This window comes from Brevibacillus sp. AF8 (genome assembly GCF_021270385.1).
In the GTDB taxonomy this organism is placed as follows: domain Bacteria; phylum Bacillota; class Bacilli; order Brevibacillales; family Brevibacillaceae; genus Brevibacillus.
The window spans coordinates 286888-307131 of sequence record NZ_JAGQDN010000002.1 but is presented as its reverse complement, the minus strand read 5'-3'; the positions used below and the strand labels follow the sequence as shown (position 1 = coordinate 307131).

Genomic DNA, 20244 nt, shown 5'->3' with positions numbered 1-20244 from the left:
AAATATTCACACAAAAACAGCAAGATTATCTTCTCAAAAGACCATCCGGTTTCACAAAAAAATCCCTTCCGCTACTAGCAGAAGGGATACTTTCTTAAATGACGAAGCGGCTCACATTTTGCGTTAACTCGTCCGCCATTTTTTTCAATTGCTCTACGTTTTCATTAATGCGTGCAATCGAATTCAATTGTTCATCCACTGTCTCTACCACACCTGAGATGGATTCACTAATTTCATCCGACATGGTGGCAAGGCGTTGCATGGAGTTCGTCACAACCTGATTACCCGCCGCCATTTCTTCTGAGGTCGCCGTCATCGATTCGCTCTGCTCTGCAGCCGATTGAATCTCTGCCACGATATTTTGGAAAGCAGTACCCACAGATTCTACAGACTGCAAGCCTCCACTCACCATGGTAACGATCTCGTCCATATGCTTGCTCATATCCATTGCCTCATCATTGATCGAATGGGCAATGGCAGCGATACGCTCAGAGAAGGAGCTGCTTTCCTCTGCAAGCTTGCGAACCTCGCTGGCGACAACCGAGAAGCCTCGTCCAGCATCTCCAGCACGTGCAGCCTCAATGGCGGCATTCAGCGCCAACAAATTCGTCTGCGACGCAATACTCGTAATCATTTCGACGATGCTCGTAATTTCACGAGCCCGCTCACGAAGACTGTGCATTTGCCCAGCAGTACGCTCTACTTCGCTAGTGGCACGTCTTACCGTATTGATTACGTTTTCTACTAACTCCATTCCGCCTTGCGCTCTCTCAAACGTACGAGTCGTGGCAACCGATGTAGATTCAGCAGCCACCGCCACTTGTTCAACGCCTTCCGATATTTCCGAGACAGTATTCGCCGTTGCTTGCACTTCATTCGTCTGCGTAGAAACGCGATGGGCAATCGTCGAAATATTATCCGTAATAACGTTAATGGCTCCTTTGTTTTCTTGCGCAAACAGAGTCAACTCATCTGTCGCTACGTTCAGTTGTGTTGCTTGTCCCTGTACAAGGGCAATCAGCTTGCGAAGTTCAGCTGCCATCTCATTCATTTTGCGGCCAACCATAGCCAGCTCGTCATTGCCATTTACTTTTACGTTGATATTAAAATGTCCGGCGCCGATCTGATCCATATCTCGGGCGATCGCGAACAGGGATAGTCGAATCCGCTTCGCAAACCACCAGATTGCCCAAACCGAGAGTCCGATGATTGGCAAGCTGAAGAGCACGAAGTACAGCCACATTCCGTCTACTTCACCATATACCTCGTCAGTTCCCGTTGATAAAACGACATTCCATTTCAACATGGGAATCGGTGCAAAAGCTGCAAATGAATCAATGCCATGGTCAGAGTACAGCAAGCTGTTGCTTGTCTCTTGCTTCATCAGGGAAAGCATCTCTTCGTAATCTTTGTCACCAGCCAACACGAGCTTGTTGTTGTTATTCGGATTTTGATGGGCGACAACCAAACCGTCTTGTCGAACGACGAAAGCGTAGCCATTCTCCATGAAAGAGATCTCAGGAATTTTTTGAATCATTTGGTCAATCGTAAAACCAACAACGAACAATCGGCTCGTATCATCGGCCTTTTCCCCTATGGGTGTCGCAATATAAAGAAAACTCTTGTTGCTGCCCTCAACGATTTCTTCATCAGAAATGACCAAGGATTTCGTAGTTAGTGCTCTCTGGAAGTATTGCTTTTGCTTGAAGTCAATCTCATTTGTACCTGTCAAGGAATACAGAGATTTTCCGCTAGCCGTGTCAATCAAATAGATTCGGGATACTTCTTTATGTGCCTGGCGCAATAGAGTAAACTGCTCCATGATAAGCGGCTGCAGCTCTGTCATCATCACACGCTTGCTTGCCGCCGATTTCGTCGAGTTCACAATCGCTTTCAGGTCATCTTCCATGCTATTCGCATGCTGGTCAGCCAGCATTTTTGCTTGATTAGAGGTAATGCTAAACAGCGTTGATTTCGAGAAGGAAAGGGCTATGTATTGCAAAGAACCGATAATAATAAGTACGAGAATTAGACCAAACACAATCATCTTTGTAGCAAGAGAGCCTTTTAGCTTTTCCGTTGCTACTTGGCTAGTCAGATTCACTTTTTTTAAGAGATTCAATATTCCCTCCTTCTTTTTCCATCGTGGCGACAAAAATTTGCTCATGCTACTTGCCCCCTTTATCACTGCTACCATTTTCCAGTGCAAGAATTCCGAAAAAATACCCCTGAAAAAACTGCCTCTGGGTACAATACCCATTTTTTTCAGAGGTAAAACCTCCCTTATGAAGGGAAACGAGTTCCGGGCTGCACGAGTAGCCTCGGAACTCGCTATTTGCAATTGATTTAGTTATACAAATGACAAGCCGCGAAATGTCCTGGCTCTACTTCTTTCCACACAGGTACGGATGCAGCGCATTCCGGCATTGCTTTCGGGCAACGGGTACGGAAATGGCAACCGCTTGGTGGGTTCATCGGGCTAGGTACATCGCCTTGCAATACAATGCGCTCACGGTTACGCTCAATCTCTGGGTCTGGGATCGGAATCGCAGACAACAGCGCTTGCGTATACGGATGGAGCGGCTTTTCATACAAAGCATCACTTTCTGCCAGCTCAACCATTTTACCCAAGTACATAACCGCTACACGGTCGGAAATGTATTTTACCATGGACAAGTCATGGGCAATGAACATGTAGGTCAAACCCATTTTTTCTTGCAGCTGTTCGAGCAGGTTTACAACCTGTGCTTGTACGGATACGTCCAAAGCAGAGATCGGCTCGTCACACACGATGAATTTTGGCTCTACTGCCAATGCACGGGCAATTCCGATACGTTGGCGCTGACCACCTGAAAACTCGTGTGGGAAGCGGTTCATATGCTCAGGATTCAAGCTCACCAAGGAAAGGAGCTCCTGAATGCGCTCTTTGCGCTTCTGACCAGTCGCCAGGCCATGAATATCCAGCGCCTCGCCGATGATATCCCCTACTGTCATACGCGGATTCAAGGATGCGTAAGGGTCTTGGAAAATCATTTGCATGTTGCGGCGCATTGCCTTCATTTCCTGCTGGTTCAGGTTCATGATGCTCTTGCCTTCAAACAGGACGTCCCCTTCAGTCGCATCGTACAGTCTCAAGATGGTACGACCAGCAGTGGACTTTCCACAGCCTGACTCTCCTACTACGCCCAATGTTTCTCCACGTTTGATCTCAAACGAGATATCATTTACAGCTTTCAGAGTATTATCGCCAATGGAAAAGAATTTCTTTAGATTGCGTACTTCAATCAAATTTTCACGTTTACCCACTGATATCCCTCCTTCTACGCACGGTTCTGAGCAAGCGGATGCTGAAGCCAACAAGCTGCTCGCTGAGTTGTGCTGATGTCGTTCAGCTCAGGATCGATCTCTTGGCACACACGCATCGCTGATTCGCAACGCGCAGTGAATCCACAGCCAACTGGCGGACGCAGAAGGTCTGGCGGCGTACCAAAAATCGGTGTCAGTGGCTCGTCACGGTTCAAGTCAAGACGTGGTACCGAGCGAAGCAGGCCTTTGGTGTAAGGGTGTTGCGGATTGTAGAAAATATCGTCAACTGTTCCTGTCTCGATCACTTTTCCTGCGTACATAACGATTACGCGGTCACACATCTCAGCAACTACACCAAGGTCATGTGTGATCAAGATAATGGAAGTGCCTGTTTTCTTTTGCAATTCTTTCATCAGGTCCAAAATTTGCGCCTGAATCGTTACGTCCAAAGCTGTCGTCGGTTCATCCGCGATCAACAGCTTCGGTGAACAGGCGAGTGCGATCGCGATCATTGCACGTTGACGCATACCGCCGGAGAACTCGTGTGGATATTGCTCCACACGTTTCTCAGGTTGCGGAATACCAACCATGGTCAATAGCTCAATGGCACGATCACGTGCTGCTGCTTTCGACATGTTTTGGTGCTTGATCAAGCCCTCGGTAATTTGGCTGCCGATGGTCATTGTTGGGTTCAAGGAAGTCATTGGATCTTGGAAGATCATCCCGATATCTTTACCGCGGATCGATTCCATTTCTTTTTTGGACTTCTTGACGATATCCTCTCCATTGAAGAGAATTTGTCCCTTTTTAATTTCACCTGGAGGCATAGGAATCAGCTTCATGAGGGTTTGAGCGGTTACGGATTTACCGCAACCGGACTCCCCTACAATCGCTACAGCCTCTCCGCGGTTGACGTGAAAATTCACACCGCGGACTGCTTTTACTTCACCTGCATACGTATGGAAGGATACGTGCAGGTCTTTTACATCAAGAATGCGTTCCATAACGACTATCCCTCCTATTTACGCAGGCGTGGGTCTACTGCATCGCGCAGACCGTCACCGAACAAGTTAAATGCCAAGATGGTCACGGAAATGAAGATTGCCGGGAATGTCAAACGCCATGGATAGTACTTCATGGCCGGCAAGCCCTCATTGGACATCGTTCCCCACGATGCAATCGGTGCCGAAACCCCTAGTCCGATAAAGGACAAGAAGGATTCTGCGAAAATCGCGGACGGTACAGTCAAGCTCAGCGTTACGATGATTGGACCCAAAGCATTAGGAATCAAGTGTTTGAAGATCAGACGGTTGGCGTCAGCACCAAGGGAGCGTGCAGCCAGTACAAATTCTTGGTTTTTCAATTGAAGGATCTGACCACGCACAATCCGGGCCATACCGATCCATCCCGTTATCGTCAAGGCAATAATAATCGTTCCGACACCAGGCTCTAACACTACCATCAACAAAATAACAACCAGCAGGTAAGGAATCGCAAACAGGATGTCCGCGATACGCATCATCATTTCATCTACTCTACCGCCATAGAAACCTGCGATACCACCCCAGATCACACCAATGATCAGGTCAATGAACGCTGCCGCAAGACCTACTTGCAGAGAGATACGTGCACCGTACCAAATACGCTCAAATACGTCACGACCTAGGTCATCTGTGCCAAACCAGTGTTCAGCAGACGGCTTTTTGTTCTTGCCAGCCAGATCCGTCGTAAAATAATCTTGTGGAGTTAGCCATGGGACCACAATGGCACATACGATTAACGCAGCAATGAAGATCATAGAAATCATTGCGACTTTATTCATTTTCAAACGACGCCAAACGTCAGACCAAAAAGAGAGACTTGGGCGCTTAATTGCTTCAGCTTGACGAAGGTCAACGGAAATTGGCTCGAAATGTTCTTTAGTCAAGTTTTGCACGTGTCATTACTCCTTTCCTGCGTCCGAAAGTTTGATCCGTGGATCTACCAAGGTGTATGCGATGTCAACAATCAGAATCATCACAACCAGGATAATGGAGTAGAACACGGTCGTACCCATGATTACTGTATAGTCACGGTTTGTAATAGACAAAACGAATTCGCGACCAAGACCAGGAACACCGAAAATACGTTCAATAACGAATGCACCTGTCAAAATACCAGCAATCAGTGGACCCAGGTAAGTAACAACTGGCAAGAGCGCATTACGGATAGCGTGTTTTACTGTAATAGTAAAAGTGTGCAACCCTTTTGCTTTTGCTGTTTTAATGTAATCTTGACCCATAACTTCAATCATATTGGAACGCGTCAAACGCGCGATAAATGCCATCGGTGATGCGGCGAGTGCCAATGATGGAAGGATGGTGTATTCGAATCCTTCCCATTTCGCGATTGGAAACCAGCCCAAATTAATAGCGAAAATGTATTGGTAAAAGGACGCCAAAATAAAACTTGGTACCGATAATCCCAAAACGGCGATAACCATTGCAGAATAGTCTTGCCATCTATTGTGGTTTAGCGCTGCGATAACCCCTAACGTAATTCCACCAAAGATAGCGAGCAATAAAGCTTGTGCTCCCAAGTGAGCAGAAACAGGGAAACCACGATTAATCATGTCGTTAACATTCGAAGATTTCTCCGTAAACGACGGACCGAGATCCCATGTGACTACACCTTTCAAATATTCAAAGTATTGTTCATGCAACGGCAGGTTCAGCTTGTACTTTGCCTCTAGTGCTGCCTTAATTTCCGGCGGGACCTGCTTCTCGGATGTAAATGGACCACCTGGTACTGCTTTCATGATGAAGAAGGTGGCCGTTACAATTAAGAAGAGCGAGATGAGCATAAAAATGATGCGCTTACCGAGATAACGGATCAACTAACTTACCCCCTTGGTAGATTTTTGATTGCTTTCACGTCCCATGTTTACACTGCGGAACGCTGCCGACACAGTGTAAAAATCGGCTGTGTAAATAACCCTTAGATCTCTTGCAGTAAAGCTTCTCTCTCTATTTTCTCTTTGCTGGCAATCATGTCAGCTGAAATTTATGGGAAGGGCTTGCATAGCAGAGGGTATATGTGCAACCATATACCCTCTGCTGCAAATCCCGTTTCCTTCGTTATGAAATTACTCGATGTATGCGCCTTTCCAATCCACGTCACCCAGACCCGTTTGGTGAACACCTTTCACCTCTGGTTTCTGAACCCAAGATTGTGTGTACCAGTAAATTGGCATGATTGGCATTTCATCCATCAGGATTTGCTCGGCATCTGCCAAAATTTTCTTACGTTTCTCGAGGTCGGATTCCTTTGCAGATTGGTTCAACAACTCTTTATATTTTGCATTTTCCCAACGCGTATCGTTGTTCCCACCCATTTTATCTTTGAAGAGTTCCAGGAAATTGATTGGGTCATTGAAGTCACCCAGCCAACCCATCCGTCCAATCTGGAATTTACCCTCATGCATATCTTCGAGGTAAACTTTCCATTCTTTATTCTCGAGTTTCACTTCTACGCCGAGATTTTTCTTCCATTGGTCTTGGATGGCCTCCGCAATCTTCTTGTGAGCCTCAGATGTATTGTAGGACAAGACAATCGGTGGAAGCTTGCTCATACCTGCTTCTTTCAGTCCCTCTTCCAAGAGCTTTTTCGCATTTTCTACATCATTGTCTTTGAAATAGCCATTTGGATTCAGCACCATGGATGGAGGAACAGCGCCAATTGCCGGGATTTGACCCGTTTGGAGAATGTTGTCGATCAAGGCTTGTCGATCGATCGAGTAGGCAAATGCTTTCCTTACTTTTATGTTATTAAATGGCGGCTTTTCGGTATTGAACTTGTACCAGTAAGTACCCGCGATTGGATTGGTTTGAATTTTTCCTTGCTCTTTCAATGCAGGAATCGCATCTGTTGGCAAAGCGCTCATAGGTGCGCCAGCCCAATCGATTTCGCCATTTTCGAACATGGAGAGCTCTGTATTTTCGTCTTCTACCATGGAGAATTCGATTTTCTCAAGCTTTACATTGTCTTTATCCCAGTAATTTTCGTTCTTCACGAGCACCATCTTGCTCTTGTGCTCCCAAGATTCGATTTTGAAAGGTCCATTCCCGACGTGCGAACTTGCTTCGCCTGCCCACTTCGGATTTGCTTCAATTACTTTTTTGTTAACTGGGAAGTAGGTACGGAATGCGAGCAGTTCCAGGAAGTAAGGAGTCGGATTCTCCAGCTTCACTTCCAGCGTCTTATCGTCTAGTGCCTTCACGCCTACTTCATCAAGCTTTGCTTCGCCCTTGTTTGCTTTTTCGCCATTCTTCACGTAGTACAGCTGATATGCGTAGTTGGAAGCTGTTTTTGGATCGAGAGCACGCTTCCAAGCATACTCAAAGTCATGTGCTGTTACTGGGTCACCATTGCTCCATTTCGCGTCTCTGATTTTAAATGTGTAAGTGAGCTTATCATCAGAGACGGTGTAGCTCTCAGCGGCAGCTTCATGCGGCTTATCGTCAGTCCCAATGCGGGTCAAACCATCAAAGGTTGCCAAGATAATCGCGCCTGAAGTCGTGTCCTCTGCGAGCCCAGGATCAGTTGTAGGTGGCTCCGAGTGCAGGTTCATCTTTAAAACTTGTGGCTTCTTCTCAGCAGCTGGTGTTGCAGGCTGTGAAGGTGCTGGTGTACCTCCTGCCGGTGGAGTGGCAGTTTGTTGTCCTCCTCCGCACCCTGCTAGGGCGGTTCCTAAAACAGCAATCGAGCTCACAAGTGCAAACACATTCTTTTTCAACGCAATAACCCCCAGTACGTTTTTCTTTTTTGTCTTTTTTCTGAAAATAAAGGACGAAAAAAAATGAAAACTACACGAAGCTGCTTGACTTCGGCTGGAAGGCATCAACCCCTTTCATTGCAGGGTCACCTCGTCGTCTTGAACGAAAGAGAAGGTGTCTTTGTACTGCTTCAGTTCCAGTGAAACGTCCGCAGCTGCTATGCCTTCAATTTGAGAGAGTCGTTCATTGACAAAGGTGATCAGCTCATCATTACTATGGAAACACGCTTGGATGATCAAGTCGTGCTTACCGCTATAAGCGCCTACAAAGCGTACTGCAGAAAATTTGCTCAATTTCTCTGCCACTTCTTTCTGCAAACCTAGCTTTGTGGTTAACCCGATGATAGCCTGCACATGTAATCCTAATTTCTCTGGATCGGGTTGTATTACGAATTGGAATACTCCGTCTTGCAAAAGTCGAGTGATGCGCGATCGAATCGTTCCTTCGCTCACGCCTAGTTGATGGGCGATTTCTGTATATGGGATACGCCCATCTTCATGGAGGATTTGCAGAATCTGTCTATCGACATGGTCCAGCTTTTTCATAAATACGATTTTCTGGGAACCTCCATCATTTTTTTACGAATTTCGCAATAATCTTTTACAAACAGTCTAATACAATAAAAGTAATCGGAAATGATAGCGGTGTCAACGAAATTTGACAAGTAGAATAATAAAACTTTATAAAGTCAATCCGAACAGTAAAATATATTTTATATAACAAAAAACGAGTTATATCTTTCTATTGAATATGAAAAACTCGATTTAATCAACAATATTTTTTCGAGAAACTGTATTTTTACTCATAAAACAAGGCGTGCTCAAGTGCTGTGCACGCCTTGTTTTATTTGATTGATCAACTAATACCTGGACATTCTATACTTCGATAATTTTATAAATCAACGGTTGTTCTCCATCGATTGCTGTCGAAATTTGGAAGGCGCCTTCCATCTCTTTTAACGCATTTTGCAAAAGATGGTCTTCGTTAGCATGGATGGTGGCCAAAACTTCTCCAGCCTTCACCTGATCCCCGCGTTTTTTGTGCAGGACAAGACCTACTGCCAAGTCAATTGGCATTTCTTTTGTCAATCTGCCAGCACCCAAGACAACAGAAGCATGACCGATCGCTTCCGCATCAATCGCGCTTACAAAGCCGTCCTGCTCGGCTGTTACCGTATGAATGATCTTTGCTTGCGGCAAACGAGACAAATCATAGACGTCCTGCTTATTGCCGCCTTGAGCCTCTACCATTTCCGCCAGTTTATCCACTGCTTTTCCGGAAGCCATCAGGTCTTCAAGCTTCTTGCGCCCTTCTTCCACATCAGTAACAAGGCCACCCATAACAAGCATGCGCGAACCAATAGCCAATACCAGCTCGGTCAAATCGCGTGGCCCTTTACCTGCAAGTGTCTCAACCGCTTCTTTCACTTCCAGTGCATTGCCCACAGCAAAGCCAAGCGGCTGGTTCATATCGCTGATAACCGCCACCGTTTTACGTCCTACTTGGCTGCCGATTGCAACCATCGCATTTGCTAATGTTTCTGCCTCTTCAATGCTTTTCATGAAAGCGCCCTTCCCTACTTTTACATCAAGCAGGATGGCATCTGCCCCAGCAGCAATCTTCTTGGACATAATGGAGCTTGCAATCAACGGCACAGCCTCTACAGTAGCTGTCACGTCACGCAGAGCATACAGCTTCTTATCTGCAGGTGTCAGGTTGCCGGACTGCCCGATTACAGACACGCCAATATCACGCACCTGCTGCAAAAATTGCTCGCGTGTGCGTTCTACTTCAAAACCTGCGAAGGATTCCAGCTTGTCAATGGTGCCTCCTGAGTATCCAAGGCCTCTTCCAGACATTTTTGCCACAGGAATACCTGCTGCCGCTACCAATGGCGCAACTACAAGAGTAGTCTTGTCCCCTACTCCGCCTGTACTGTGCTTGTCTACTTTAATTCCTTGCAGAGAAGACAGGTCAAGCTGTTCGCCTGACCCTGCCATTGCCAAGGTTAGATCTCCCGTCTCTCTCGCAGTCATGCCACGGAAAAAGACTGCCATTGCCCACGCGGACATTTGGTAGTCAGGAATACTTCCATCTGTATAGCCTGTCACCAGAAATTGAATCTCTTCTGTTGTCAGTTCTCCGCCATCACGTTTTTTGGCGATCATATCGACCATACGCATTGTTAATCCCTCCGAATCCGTTACTTACATTTTGGCTACGATACCGTTCACCAGAGCCAGGAATTGCGATTTTACCTTCTCTGTTGTTTCCATAACTTCATCATGGGACAGAGGTTGCTCCAAAATACCTGCAGCCATGTTGCTAATGCACGAAATACCGAGCACCTTCACACCCATGTGTCGTGCCACGATTACTTCTGGTACGGTTGACATCCCTACAGCATCCCCGCCCAACAGACGAAGCATACGGATTTCAGCAGGAGTTTCATAGGTTGGTCCTAGTAGACCTGCGTATACACCTTCACGAAGCTGGATTCCTTGCTCGGACGCAACTTCATGGGCGAGCTTGCGGAGCTGTTTGGAATAAGCCTCAGACATATCCGGGAAACGCGCTCCCAATTGTTCATCGTTTGCACCAATCAACGGATTGCGGAACGTCATGTTGATGTGATCGGAAATCAGCATGAGGTCGCCTGGATTGTAGCCTTCGTTAATTCCGCCAGCCGCATTGGTCACAATAATCGTTTCTACGCCGAGCAACTTCATGACACGGATTGGGAAAACAACGGCATCCAGACCATGTCCCTCATAAAAGTGGAAACGACCTTGCATCGCAACGACTTGTTTGCCTTGCAGCTTACCAATCACGAGTTGTCCTTTGTGCCCAACAACAGTGGACACTGTGAATCCAGGAATTTCATGATAAGGTATGATCACTGGATTTTCGATTTCATCTGCCAATACACCTAGCCCTGATCCAAGCACGAGACCAATGGTTGGTTTTTCTGTCAATTTCGGTTCGATATATGCTACTGCATCATGGAAATTTGCCAATTTAACTCTCTCCTTTTTTGTGTTTCTTCTATTATATAAATGTTTATTTTTACTTTACCTTTATAAATGATTAAGGAAGCTCTTCCCAATTGTCGGAGCAGTCACCCCAAAATTGTCTGCGATGGTCGCACCCAAGTCCGCAAATGTTTCGCGGATGCCCAAATGTTGTCCAGCTTGAATACCCTTGTGATAGACAAGCAACGGAACGTATTCTCTGGTATGGTCGCTGCCATGATGTACTGGATCGTTTCCGTGGTCTGCCGTGATTACCAACAAATCATTTTCTTGTAGCGCTTCCAAAAGCTCTGGAATACGAGCATCGAACTCCATCAATGCCTGACCATACCCTTCTGGATCACGGCGATGACCGAACTTCGCATCGAAGTCCACAAGATTGACAAAGGAAAGGCCCGTAAACGATTGTTTCATCGTACCCAGAATTTGATCCACACCATCCATGTTATCTTTGGTACGGATAGATTGAGTAACGCCTTCTTCCGCGTAAATGTCGCTGATTTTGCCAATGGCAATAGAAGCAAGGCCAGCATCTTGCAAACGATTCATGACTGTCGGAGCAAATGGCTTCACGGAATAATCGTGACGATTTGCTGTACGGCTAAAATTGCCTGGCTGTCCAACAAATGGACGCGCAATGACACGAGTTACGGCGAACTCATCACGAAGCGTCAACTCACGAGCTACCTCGCAAATATGGTACAGCTCTTCAAGCGGAACAATCTCTTCGTGTGCTGCCACCTGAAATACACTGTCCGCAGATGTATAGACAATCACTGCACCCGTATTCATATGCTCTTCGCCAAGCTCGTCGAGAATGTCTGTCCCAGAAGCGACTTTGTTCCCGAGTACCTTACGACCGATACGTTGCTCAAATTCCGAGATTAGCTCTTGAGGAAATCCGTCTGGATACGTGTTAAACGGAGTGGACACATGCAGACCCATGATTTCCCAATGGCCCGTCGTCGTATCTTTCCCCATAGAAATTTCCTGCATTTTTCCATAATGGGCCATAGGAGTTGCAACTGGCGCAACGTTTTGGAGTGGTGCTATATTTCCCAAACCCATTTTTTGCAAGTTGGGCAATGAAAATCCCGCAACTCGTTCCGCAATATGACCTAAGGTGTTCGCTCCTGCATCATTGAACTTAGGCGCATCAGGTTGTTCGCCAATCCCTACGCTGTCCATTACGATCAAAAAAACTCGTGAATACTGCATCTTAACGCCTCCTGTTTACCAGTCATTCATTTCGCTCATCAAGTCGTCAGACGTCTGACCTGATTCAGAAAATTTTTCTCCGCCCGACAATCAGGCGGAGACGATCGTTTTTTCATACTCATGCTCGCGGATGCGTCTTGGCATAGATGTCCTTAATCCGCGTTCTGGTCACATGTGTGTAAATCTGGGTGGTTGAAATATCAGCATGCCCAAGCATCTCTTGAACAGAGCGCAAATCGGCTCCATTTTCCAGTAAGTGAGTGGCAAAAGAGTGGCGAAGCGTATGGGGTGTAATCTCAGCACGAATGTTTGATTTTTGGGCATATCGTTTAATAATTTTCCAAAAACCTTGCCGTGTAATTTGTTTGCCCAAGTGATTCAGAAATAATGCAGTATCGCCAGTTCCTTTTACCAGCTTGGGGCGCCCTGCCTGCAAATAGTGGCGAACCATTTGAATGGCAACCGAGCCTAACGGAATGATTCGCTCTTTTGATCCTTTTCCCAAGCATTTGACAAAGCCCATATCCAGATTCACATCAGCACTATCCAGATTGACTAACTCCGAGACACGAATGCCTGTCGCGTATAAAAGCTCAAGCATCGCTTTGTCCCGCAGCCCGGCAGGATGATTGACAGGAGGACTTTCCAAAAGACGTTCCACTTCCTCAACAGAGAGCACTTTGGGTAAGCGTTTCTCGATCTTCGGTGTTTCTAGATGAATGGATGGATCTTTATCTATGTATTTATCCCGAATGAGAAACTGATAAAACGCTCGTATCGATGCCATATTGCGAGAAAGCGTTGCTGTAGCACGTCCTTTTTCCCGTAAAACAAGCAAGTACCCAATGATGTGCGTCCGAGTAGAATCCTCTATTCGAGCGACACCTTGCTCTTGTAAATACGAGGTAAAGGCCACCATATCCCGTTGATAGGATTCCAGGGTATTTCTCGCTAACCCTTTCTCCACAGTCAGGAAATGAATAAACTGATCAATCAGACTGTCCATGAAGCTGTCCCCTTCAGCTGATAAGTATCTTGTATTGCTTTCCACAAAGAAAAAGAAACTCCTGCTTCTCCAGATAAAAAACACAAACTTGCATTTACTCTCCCGTTAAAAAAAAGAGCTGAAGTCGTGCGACATATCCGTCAAAATCCTGTGCCTGAGAGGTATTGATGACTTTTACTACCTTCACCGCATTTCCATGTGGTTCATGATAAGGGTTTGCCGGGAGAAATTTGTCCGCCAGCAAGGTAATGATGCCGTAGGAGAGCAAGGTACAAGTAATGAATAGAAGCAAGAAACGCAGACCCTCCATCACGCGACGATAAGAGACTTTCATCCGTAAGCCTCCTTACAGACTTTCTTTCATCTATATGCACTTGTCCCTTGCTCCATGCGATTCATCCTCTCTTAGGATTCCACAGGAATAGGTCTGCCATTACAAAAGCTCCCAGGAAAAAAGAAAAACTTCTCCGTTCCCAGAGAAGTCGACTTTATTTGAAGTCCTCCACGTTCACTTTATCTACACAACGATTGCAGATCCCGTAGAAGGTCAATCGGTGGTCGGTAATATAAAAGTTGTAAACATTCTTGACTTTTTCTTCTGCTGTGACAAGCAGATCTTCAAAAATTTCATCCACCGTACCACAATTGAGGCAAATAAGGTGATGATGGTGATAGGCAGCATTATCATCACGGAGATCGTAACGAGCTACGCCATCGCCAAAATTCATTTTATGAAGGATCTTTAGTTCGCTCAACAGCTCTAATGTCCTGTATACGGTAGCAAGCCCGATTTCCGGTGCTTTATCCTTCACCAGCAAGTAAACATCTTCCGCACTCAAGTGATCTTCTTCATTCTCCAACAACACGCGAACAGTGGCTTCACGCTGTGGTGTCAGCTTGTAGTTCTGTGAATGCAACTGCTGCTTAATTTTCTCTAATTTTTCTTCCAACATTAATGCCCCTCCCCGCTCGCATGAAACCTGTTCCTATTATAGTAGAGGGGCATCGAATAAGTCAAATGCATAAGTTCTTACCTGAGAATTATTCTTAATTAAGTACGAGCTGCATTAACCTAGGGGAAATGAAGGTTTCAAACAAGGCTGCAATCGTCAATACCGCCAGCATACTAAGCACGAGGACGGTATAGCCCATAAAGTGCGGCATGATAACATCTCTTTTGCTCAGCACTCTCGTACGTATGAGTCGAAGTGAAAACGATATTCCACTGACGCCTACAATAAAAAGGGCAGGGACGACTAATAAATTTTGTGGGAGAACACCCACCATGGCAAATGTTACGCCTTGCCATTGGAGCTGACTCACCAAAAAACCGACGGTGAAACCGACCACGACTCCTTTTAAGAAGAGCATCAACAAAATCATCGGCAACCCAATGATGGATAACCCTAGTACCCACATGATTGCAGTGGTCTTGGCATAATGACCAAATGCCTGCTGAAAATGGGCACTGGTCTCAGGGATTCCATCACTGCCAAGACTGTTGAAAAAATATTGCAGAAAACTGTATAGCTCCTGCTTCTGTGACAATGGCAGTGAATTGACGAGGACGGCTCCGAAAATAATGCCCATTGTAAACAGGACGATCGTGAACCAGTAGAGTGACTGATGTTCTCTCGCATAGGATTGGATAGTTTGTCCGACTCGTGAACGCACGCTTCGTCGCCTCCCGCTTGGCTGATTACTGTACAGCTTATGCGGACGATTTCTCCCCTATGACAATCTACATCGGGACGATCTTTCCGTAGGTACCGGCGCCGCCCTTTTGGACAGAGAGTTTTCCCTCTCGTGCTTGTACGATAAGTGAAGCGATTTTCTCTCCAACAACATGGGAGAGCTCTTCTTCGTTCACGCGATGCAGCACGTTCATCTGTGTACCAAACGACCGATACAGCTTGTCCAATAATTTGGGACCAATTCCCGGAATGAATTCCAACGGGATTTGCTCGATATAAGGAGGACGAAACGCCGGATGCTGGCCGACCTCAACATCCGCTAGCTGATCAATGCGCGCTGCAACCCCTCGCACAATTCGTTGGAAGCCGCATTCCGGACATTTGCCTGAGGCATCCGCCGCGAGTAGAGACTGACAACCTTGGCACGCCGTCTGGTGATACTTGCCTAGCTCGGGATGCAGACCGTAATTCACATGAACCCCTCTTCCACCGATGCGCTTGATCGCTTTCACCCACTCTGCGAAGGAACGCTCTTGCATATATATCGCTTGATATTCCCGGCCTATCTTCGCCAGAGAATGGGCATCTGAGTTCGTGAGAAAGGTTTTGTCATGTAGCTCGGATATGCGGTCCGCCATATTCGTATTCGCACTCAAGCCCAGCTCAACCGCATAGATGAGCGAAGGATCAAACACTTCAGCCATTGAATCCGTACAGCTCCCGTACAACCCTTTATGCGGTGTAAAAATATGTGCCGGGATCAAAAGACCCTGTAATTGCTGGACACAAGCTTGCAATTCCTTAAGTGATGTGTAGATACGCTGAGAGCTCAATTGAACATTTTTGCAGCGTTCTGACAGCCATGCGGTAAATCGCTTCATTTCTTGCAGCTTCGGCAGATAAACGAGAAAGTGAGCTGCACCGCGTTCTGGCTCTTTGATTTCTACTTCGCACCCCAAGATTAACAACGTATCTTTGTAGGAAATTCCTCCATACTCCTGTTCAGTCGCTACTCCCTTTTCCAACAGATCTACCAGCTCATCCTGAACCTCAGGCGAATGTGCATCGATTATCCCGATGACATCCATCCCTTTTTTATCGGAGGCCTCCTCTAAAATTTTTGTGAGAGTCATTTGGCGTGAAGCCGTTATTTTCACAGGTTTACCTGTCCACGTACCACCGATGTGAATATGCATGTCGCAAAAATAGGTAGGAAGCATGGGTCTATCCACGCTCACGCAGCATTTTGTTTTCCCACGCAAACAATGCCACGACCGTCTTGGCATCTCGAATTTCTCCACTTTGATGCAGGGCATGCGCTTCTTCCAGTGTCACTTCCAGCACATCAACGAACTCATCCTCGTCCGGCTTGCTCTCTCCTTTTTTCAAACCAGTGGCTACAAAAACATGTAAAATTTCATCTGCAAAGCCCGGCGATGTGTAAAAAGAGCTAAGCGGTGTGTACTGACTCGCAACATAACCCGTCTCTTCCTCCAGCTCACGCATTGCACATGCAAGCGGCTCTTCCCCTGGCTCCAGTTTTCCTGCTGGAATCTCCACGATCGTACGCTCCAACGGCTTGCGGAACTGTCGAACCACCACCATTTTGTTATCATCAGTGATCGGCAATACGGCAACCGCCCCTTGATGATTTACGATTTCTCGCTTGGCTGTGTTGCCATTGGGCAGAAGAACTTCATCTACCTTAACCTTGATAATTCTCCCGTCATAAATCGGCTGACTCGAAATGGTTTTTTCATATAAGTGATCATATTTATTCACGGTCATCATCATCCTTTTTCCATGAAGTCGTTCTAAATCGTCGATTCCCTCCATAAGTTGGGAGCATAGAGCTTGTCCACCTTATTGTATCGGAGGAGATCATGAATGAAAACATATGTTAGCGAAAAGCAATTGCGTATGGTCGGGAAAGCTTGGCAGATCAAGGCCGCACTTCGTTTCTGGTCAAATAAAGACCTAACCCTTCAAGAGTACTTGATGAGGCGGGCGAATGCGGAGCGTCGTTAACGGTTTGGACGATGTACCCCAGACTGTTTCCTACAAAATCGGCTGCCATCCATGCCGTTTGAAAAGGCGCAGGATCCTCTTGCCAATTCCGCCCCATTGTAGAAAAGGACAAGCCATACCCCTTTTCCAGTGATGCCAGCCCTGACAGATCTGGGACTTTTCCCTTTATGAAAATATGCTTCCCCGCACCTTCTATTGTTTTCATCTGCCGTGAAAGGATTTCATCTCTTTCATCTCCGAAAATCGGGATTGTAACCAGAACAGGACAGAGAGTAAACCTGTTTACGATCGATATAGTATGGTGACTGATGCCGTAATGTCTGGCACGTTGATCCCCAAAGCTGATTCTGGGAATAAAAAAGGGTGTTCCGCCAAGAGTGGATACAGCATGAATGACTTCAGCCAACTGAACTCCCGAGAAACCATAAGATGTACCCGTACCTGCTACCCCAGGTCCCAACATGCATATAATGATATCGGCATGTTCTACATGGCGTGCAGCCAATAAGCCACTATGAATCGTCAACGACTCACGATCACCACCCCATGCATGACCTGTCGTCACTGTAGCAGCCAAGCTCCCGGTTGCTTTTAATTGTTGGACGTGCTGGCTCAAGGCAATCGGCAAGGATGCGCCATCTGGCATGACATATACGATACGGACATTTGGATTTTTTTTACGCAAAGTAAGGACAGCAACAGGTAGAAGACTGTGCAGCTCGCCGATCAAAACAGGGGTACCTTCCAAGGACAAGTCTTCTTGTACAAACAAATCGTGGTACGGGCTGGCCTGTTCTTCTACCGAATCAACCGCGAGCTGCCAAGGTGAATAGCGCATTTTCATGACATGGCCCCACTCATTCGGAAGGACATCGGTTTCCACGGGTTGGTTTACCTTCCCTACAACAAAGTGATACCCGCCTGTTCCCAATTCAAGGTGAACAGCGGTTGTATTGATCAAAAGTAAATCGCCACTTTTATAATCCTCCTGCAAAAAAGACAGTACTCTCTGCAGCTTGCATCCAGCAACTGACTCTGTCCGGACTTCGAGTATCTGCATACCCGCTTGCTTCTCCAGAACTTTTTGGACCGTCCCCACCGCCAAACGAAGCACTCAGCCTCCCCCTTTCATGCCTGCCTCGTCCCCGAGCTTTCTATTCAGTCTATGATGAACAGTGGTTGTCTCAATCATGCAAAACCAGATAGCAAGCGAATAAAAAAGCCGGAACCCCTCGCAAGGAGATTCCGACTTCTGTTGGTTACTCTTGTACTTCTGCAATAACAGCAAGCACCAGCTCAGCCGCTTTGTTCAGTTCAGCGATTGGCATGCGCTCATTTTTTGTATGGATTTCTTCATAGCCAATGGCAAAGTTTACGCTTGGTACGTTGTAGCCGTTAAATACGTTACCGTCGCTTCCACCGCCGCTTGCAACCAGTTCAGGATTGCGGTCTACACGTTTAACCGCTGCAATCGCTTTTTGTACAACTGGCGTTTCTTCGTTGAACTTGTAGCCATGGTACATAAAGATAACCTCATTTTCGCAAGTCGCACCCATCTCGGCTGCCACTTCTTCAAATGCTGTCGTCATTTTCTTCACCTGAGCTTCCAGCTTGTCCATTACCAAGCTGCGAGCCTCAGACCAAATTTCCACATAATCTGTTACGATATTGTACGCTTTTCCGCCTTCAAAACGACCGATGTTCGCAGTTGTGTCCGCATCGATACGGCCCAGTGGCATACGGGAAATTGCTTTACTAGCCACCGATATAGCACTGATGCCATCCTCTGGATTCACACCTGCATGCGCTGCTTTGCCGTGGATTTTGGTTACGATGCGGTATTGGCCAGCACCAGCTACTGTAATTTTTCCAACTGGACCTTCCGAATCAAGGATGAAGCCCATTTCTGCTTTCAGCAGGCTGGAATCCATTGCACGGGAGCCTACAAGTCCGGACTCTTCTCCTACCGTCAATACGACTTGGATCGTTGGATGTGGCAGGTTTTGCTCTTTCATGCTGCGAATGCCTTCAAAAATCGCTGCTATTCCTGCTTTGTCATCCGCACCGAGGATCGTCGTTCCATCAGAATAAATGTAGCCATCGCGAATCTGAGGCTTGATTCCGTTTCCTGGCACAACCGTATCCATATGGCTGCTAAATAGGATGGTTGGACCTTTTCCAGTGCCCTCCAAAGTTGCGATCAGATTGTTGGCACCATGTCCGGTTTTCGCTGCTGCGTCATCCTCTTCTACGGTAAAGCCCATCTCAATCAGTTTTTCTTTGAGCACCTTGTTGATCTCTGCTTCGTTCTTCGTTTCACTGTCAATCTGGACGAGCTCTAAAAATTCATTTAACAAACGCTCTTGGTTGATCGTACTCACACTCGTTACCTCCTGATCGTACTGCCCGATTTTGGTACATATTCACAAGTTCCAGTATACCGCAAAAAAATTTTTTCTACTACGTAAACGCCTATGATTCTTTCGGATATTGGCAGAGCTCATACAACACGCCATTCGCAGCCTTCGGATGCAAAAATCCAATCAACGCATCGTGCGCACCCGCTTTGGGGACCTCGTGGATTAGAGGTACACCTTGTTCTTTTAATGTAACTAGCCGACCCGCAACATCATCTACATCAAACGCAATGTGGTGAATGCCTTCTCCGCGTTTTTCCATAAACTTTGCTATCGGACTCTCATCACTCAACGGCTCTAGTAATTCAATATGACTTTCCCCGATCTTTAAAAATGCCACTTGTACTTGTTCGCTCTCTACGATTTCGGTTCCAACCAACTCCAATCCCAATTGCTCGGTATAAAAGGGAAGCGTCTTTTCCAAGCTTTTTACCGCAATGCCGATATGGGCAATTTTTTTCGGTGCGCTCACGAATCATCATCCTTTTGTAAGTGGTTGTCTCATTGGCTACATTTCGGTACAATTTCACCATGGGCGAAAAAAGAAAGCCAATGATATCCTTTTCTTCATTCTAGCACAGCCACTTACAGAATCACCTGATAATTTCCTCTACCTTGAAAGGAGGTTTGATTAGAATGAGACACCAATCTCTTTTTGCCAAAATCCTGATCGGCATTCTAATACTTTCACTCATCGTTCCCACGTTTTTTTACTTTCAATAAACGAGT

General features: G+C 46.4%; 19 protein-coding genes and 1 pseudogene. 1 reads left to right on the top strand and 19 read right to left on the bottom strand.

Going from position 1 to position 20244, the window contains the following annotated elements; all coding sequences use genetic code 11:
- Positions 1-94: 94 nt before the first annotated feature.
- From KB186_RS04595 to KB186_RS04520, 16 genes are all read right to left on the bottom strand, one after another.
- Positions 95-2167 carry a methyl-accepting chemotaxis protein gene (locus KB186_RS04595; RefSeq protein WP_232773170.1) on the bottom strand — a complete coding sequence of 691 codons (2073 nt, stop codon included), beginning with the start codon at positions 2165-2167 and terminating at the stop codon, positions 95-97.
- A gap of 179 nt (positions 2168-2346) precedes the next feature.
- The gene (locus tag KB186_RS04590) at positions 2347-3306 is read right to left on the bottom strand and encodes an ABC transporter ATP-binding protein (protein WP_370646646.1); all 960 of its coding nucleotides are present in this window, start codon (positions 3304-3306) and stop codon (positions 2347-2349) included.
- A 14-nt stretch (positions 3307-3320) separates the two neighbouring features.
- Positions 3321-4310, bottom strand: coding sequence for an ABC transporter ATP-binding protein (locus tag KB186_RS04585; RefSeq protein ID WP_012686081.1), 990 nt, complete (start codon positions 4308-4310; stop codon positions 3321-3323).
- A gap of 14 nt (positions 4311-4324) precedes the next feature.
- Complete coding sequence (locus KB186_RS04580; RefSeq protein WP_173609567.1) at positions 4325-5242, bottom strand: ABC transporter permease; 918 nt, start codon at positions 5240-5242, stop codon at positions 4325-4327.
- A 6-nt stretch (positions 5243-5248) separates the two neighbouring features.
- Positions 5249-6181, bottom strand: a complete 933-nt coding sequence (locus tag KB186_RS04575) for an ABC transporter permease (RefSeq protein ID WP_173609568.1) — start codon at positions 6179-6181, stop codon at positions 5249-5251.
- A 249-nt stretch (positions 6182-6430) separates the two neighbouring features.
- Positions 6431-8080, bottom strand: a complete 1650-nt coding sequence (locus tag KB186_RS04570; protein WP_173609569.1) for a peptide ABC transporter substrate-binding protein — start codon at positions 8078-8080, stop codon at positions 6431-6433.
- 114 nt (positions 8081-8194) lie between these two features.
- Positions 8195-8665: an Lrp/AsnC family transcriptional regulator gene (locus KB186_RS04565; RefSeq protein ID WP_012686077.1), complete on the bottom strand. Its 471-nt coding sequence runs from the start codon at positions 8663-8665 to the stop codon at positions 8195-8197.
- A 330-nt stretch (positions 8666-8995) separates the two neighbouring features.
- Positions 8996-10303: a pyrimidine-nucleoside phosphorylase gene (locus tag KB186_RS04560; protein ID WP_173609570.1), complete on the bottom strand. Its 1308-nt coding sequence runs from the start codon at positions 10301-10303 to the stop codon at positions 8996-8998.
- Positions 10304-10327: 24 nt separating this feature from the next.
- The gene (locus KB186_RS04555; protein WP_056492641.1) at positions 10328-11137 is read right to left on the bottom strand and encodes a purine-nucleoside phosphorylase; all 810 of its coding nucleotides are present in this window, start codon (positions 11135-11137) and stop codon (positions 10328-10330) included.
- Between the two features lie 60 nt (positions 11138-11197).
- Positions 11198-12370, bottom strand: coding sequence for a phosphopentomutase (gene deoB, locus KB186_RS04550; RefSeq protein ID WP_232773169.1), 1173 nt, complete (start codon positions 12368-12370; stop codon positions 11198-11200).
- A gap of 118 nt (positions 12371-12488) precedes the next feature.
- Positions 12489-13376, bottom strand: coding sequence for a site-specific tyrosine recombinase XerD (gene xerD / locus KB186_RS04545; protein WP_173609572.1), 888 nt, complete (start codon positions 13374-13376; stop codon positions 12489-12491).
- Positions 13377-13470: 94 nt separating this feature from the next.
- Positions 13471-13710: a YqzK family protein gene (locus KB186_RS04540; RefSeq protein ID WP_173609573.1), complete on the bottom strand. Its 240-nt coding sequence runs from the start codon at positions 13708-13710 to the stop codon at positions 13471-13473.
- A gap of 154 nt (positions 13711-13864) precedes the next feature.
- Entirely contained in the window at positions 13865-14329 is a 465-nt protein-coding gene (fur, locus tag KB186_RS04535; RefSeq protein WP_007720739.1) for a ferric iron uptake transcriptional regulator, read from the bottom strand.
- A gap of 94 nt (positions 14330-14423) precedes the next feature.
- Complete coding sequence (gene spoIIM, locus KB186_RS04530; RefSeq protein ID WP_232773168.1) at positions 14424-15050, bottom strand: stage II sporulation protein M; 627 nt, start codon at positions 15048-15050, stop codon at positions 14424-14426.
- A 67-nt stretch (positions 15051-15117) separates the two neighbouring features.
- A complete protein-coding gene (locus KB186_RS04525) occupies positions 15118-16290 on the bottom strand; it encodes an endonuclease Q family protein (RefSeq protein ID WP_173609575.1) in 1173 nt (390 codons plus the stop codon).
- Positions 16291-16294: 4 nt separating this feature from the next.
- Positions 16295-16852 carry an NUDIX domain-containing protein gene (locus KB186_RS04520; RefSeq protein ID WP_007720749.1) on the bottom strand — a complete coding sequence of 186 codons (558 nt, stop codon included), beginning with the start codon at positions 16850-16852 and terminating at the stop codon, positions 16295-16297.
- Between the two features lie 105 nt (positions 16853-16957).
- Here KB186_RS04520 and KB186_RS28405 point away from each other — a divergent pair.
- A pseudogene (locus KB186_RS28405) lies at positions 16958-17005 on the top strand (hypothetical protein); the annotation flags it as partial.
- A gap of 7 nt (positions 17006-17012) precedes the next feature.
- Here KB186_RS28405 and KB186_RS04515 read toward each other — a convergent pair.
- From KB186_RS04515 to mce, 3 genes are all read right to left on the bottom strand, one after another.
- Complete coding sequence (locus tag KB186_RS04515; RefSeq protein WP_221867135.1) at positions 17013-18212, bottom strand: DUF3866 family protein; 1200 nt, start codon at positions 18210-18212, stop codon at positions 17013-17015.
- Between the two features lie 145 nt (positions 18213-18357).
- Positions 18358-19479 (bottom strand): M20/M25/M40 family metallo-hydrolase, encoded by a 1122-nt coding sequence (locus tag KB186_RS04510; RefSeq protein ID WP_173609577.1) that lies wholly within the window; start codon positions 19477-19479, stop codon positions 18358-18360.
- Positions 19480-19570: 91 nt separating this feature from the next.
- Positions 19571-19987, bottom strand: a complete 417-nt coding sequence (mce, locus tag KB186_RS04505) for a methylmalonyl-CoA epimerase (RefSeq protein WP_142065105.1) — start codon at positions 19985-19987, stop codon at positions 19571-19573.
- Between the last annotated feature and the right edge of the window lie 257 nt (positions 19988-20244).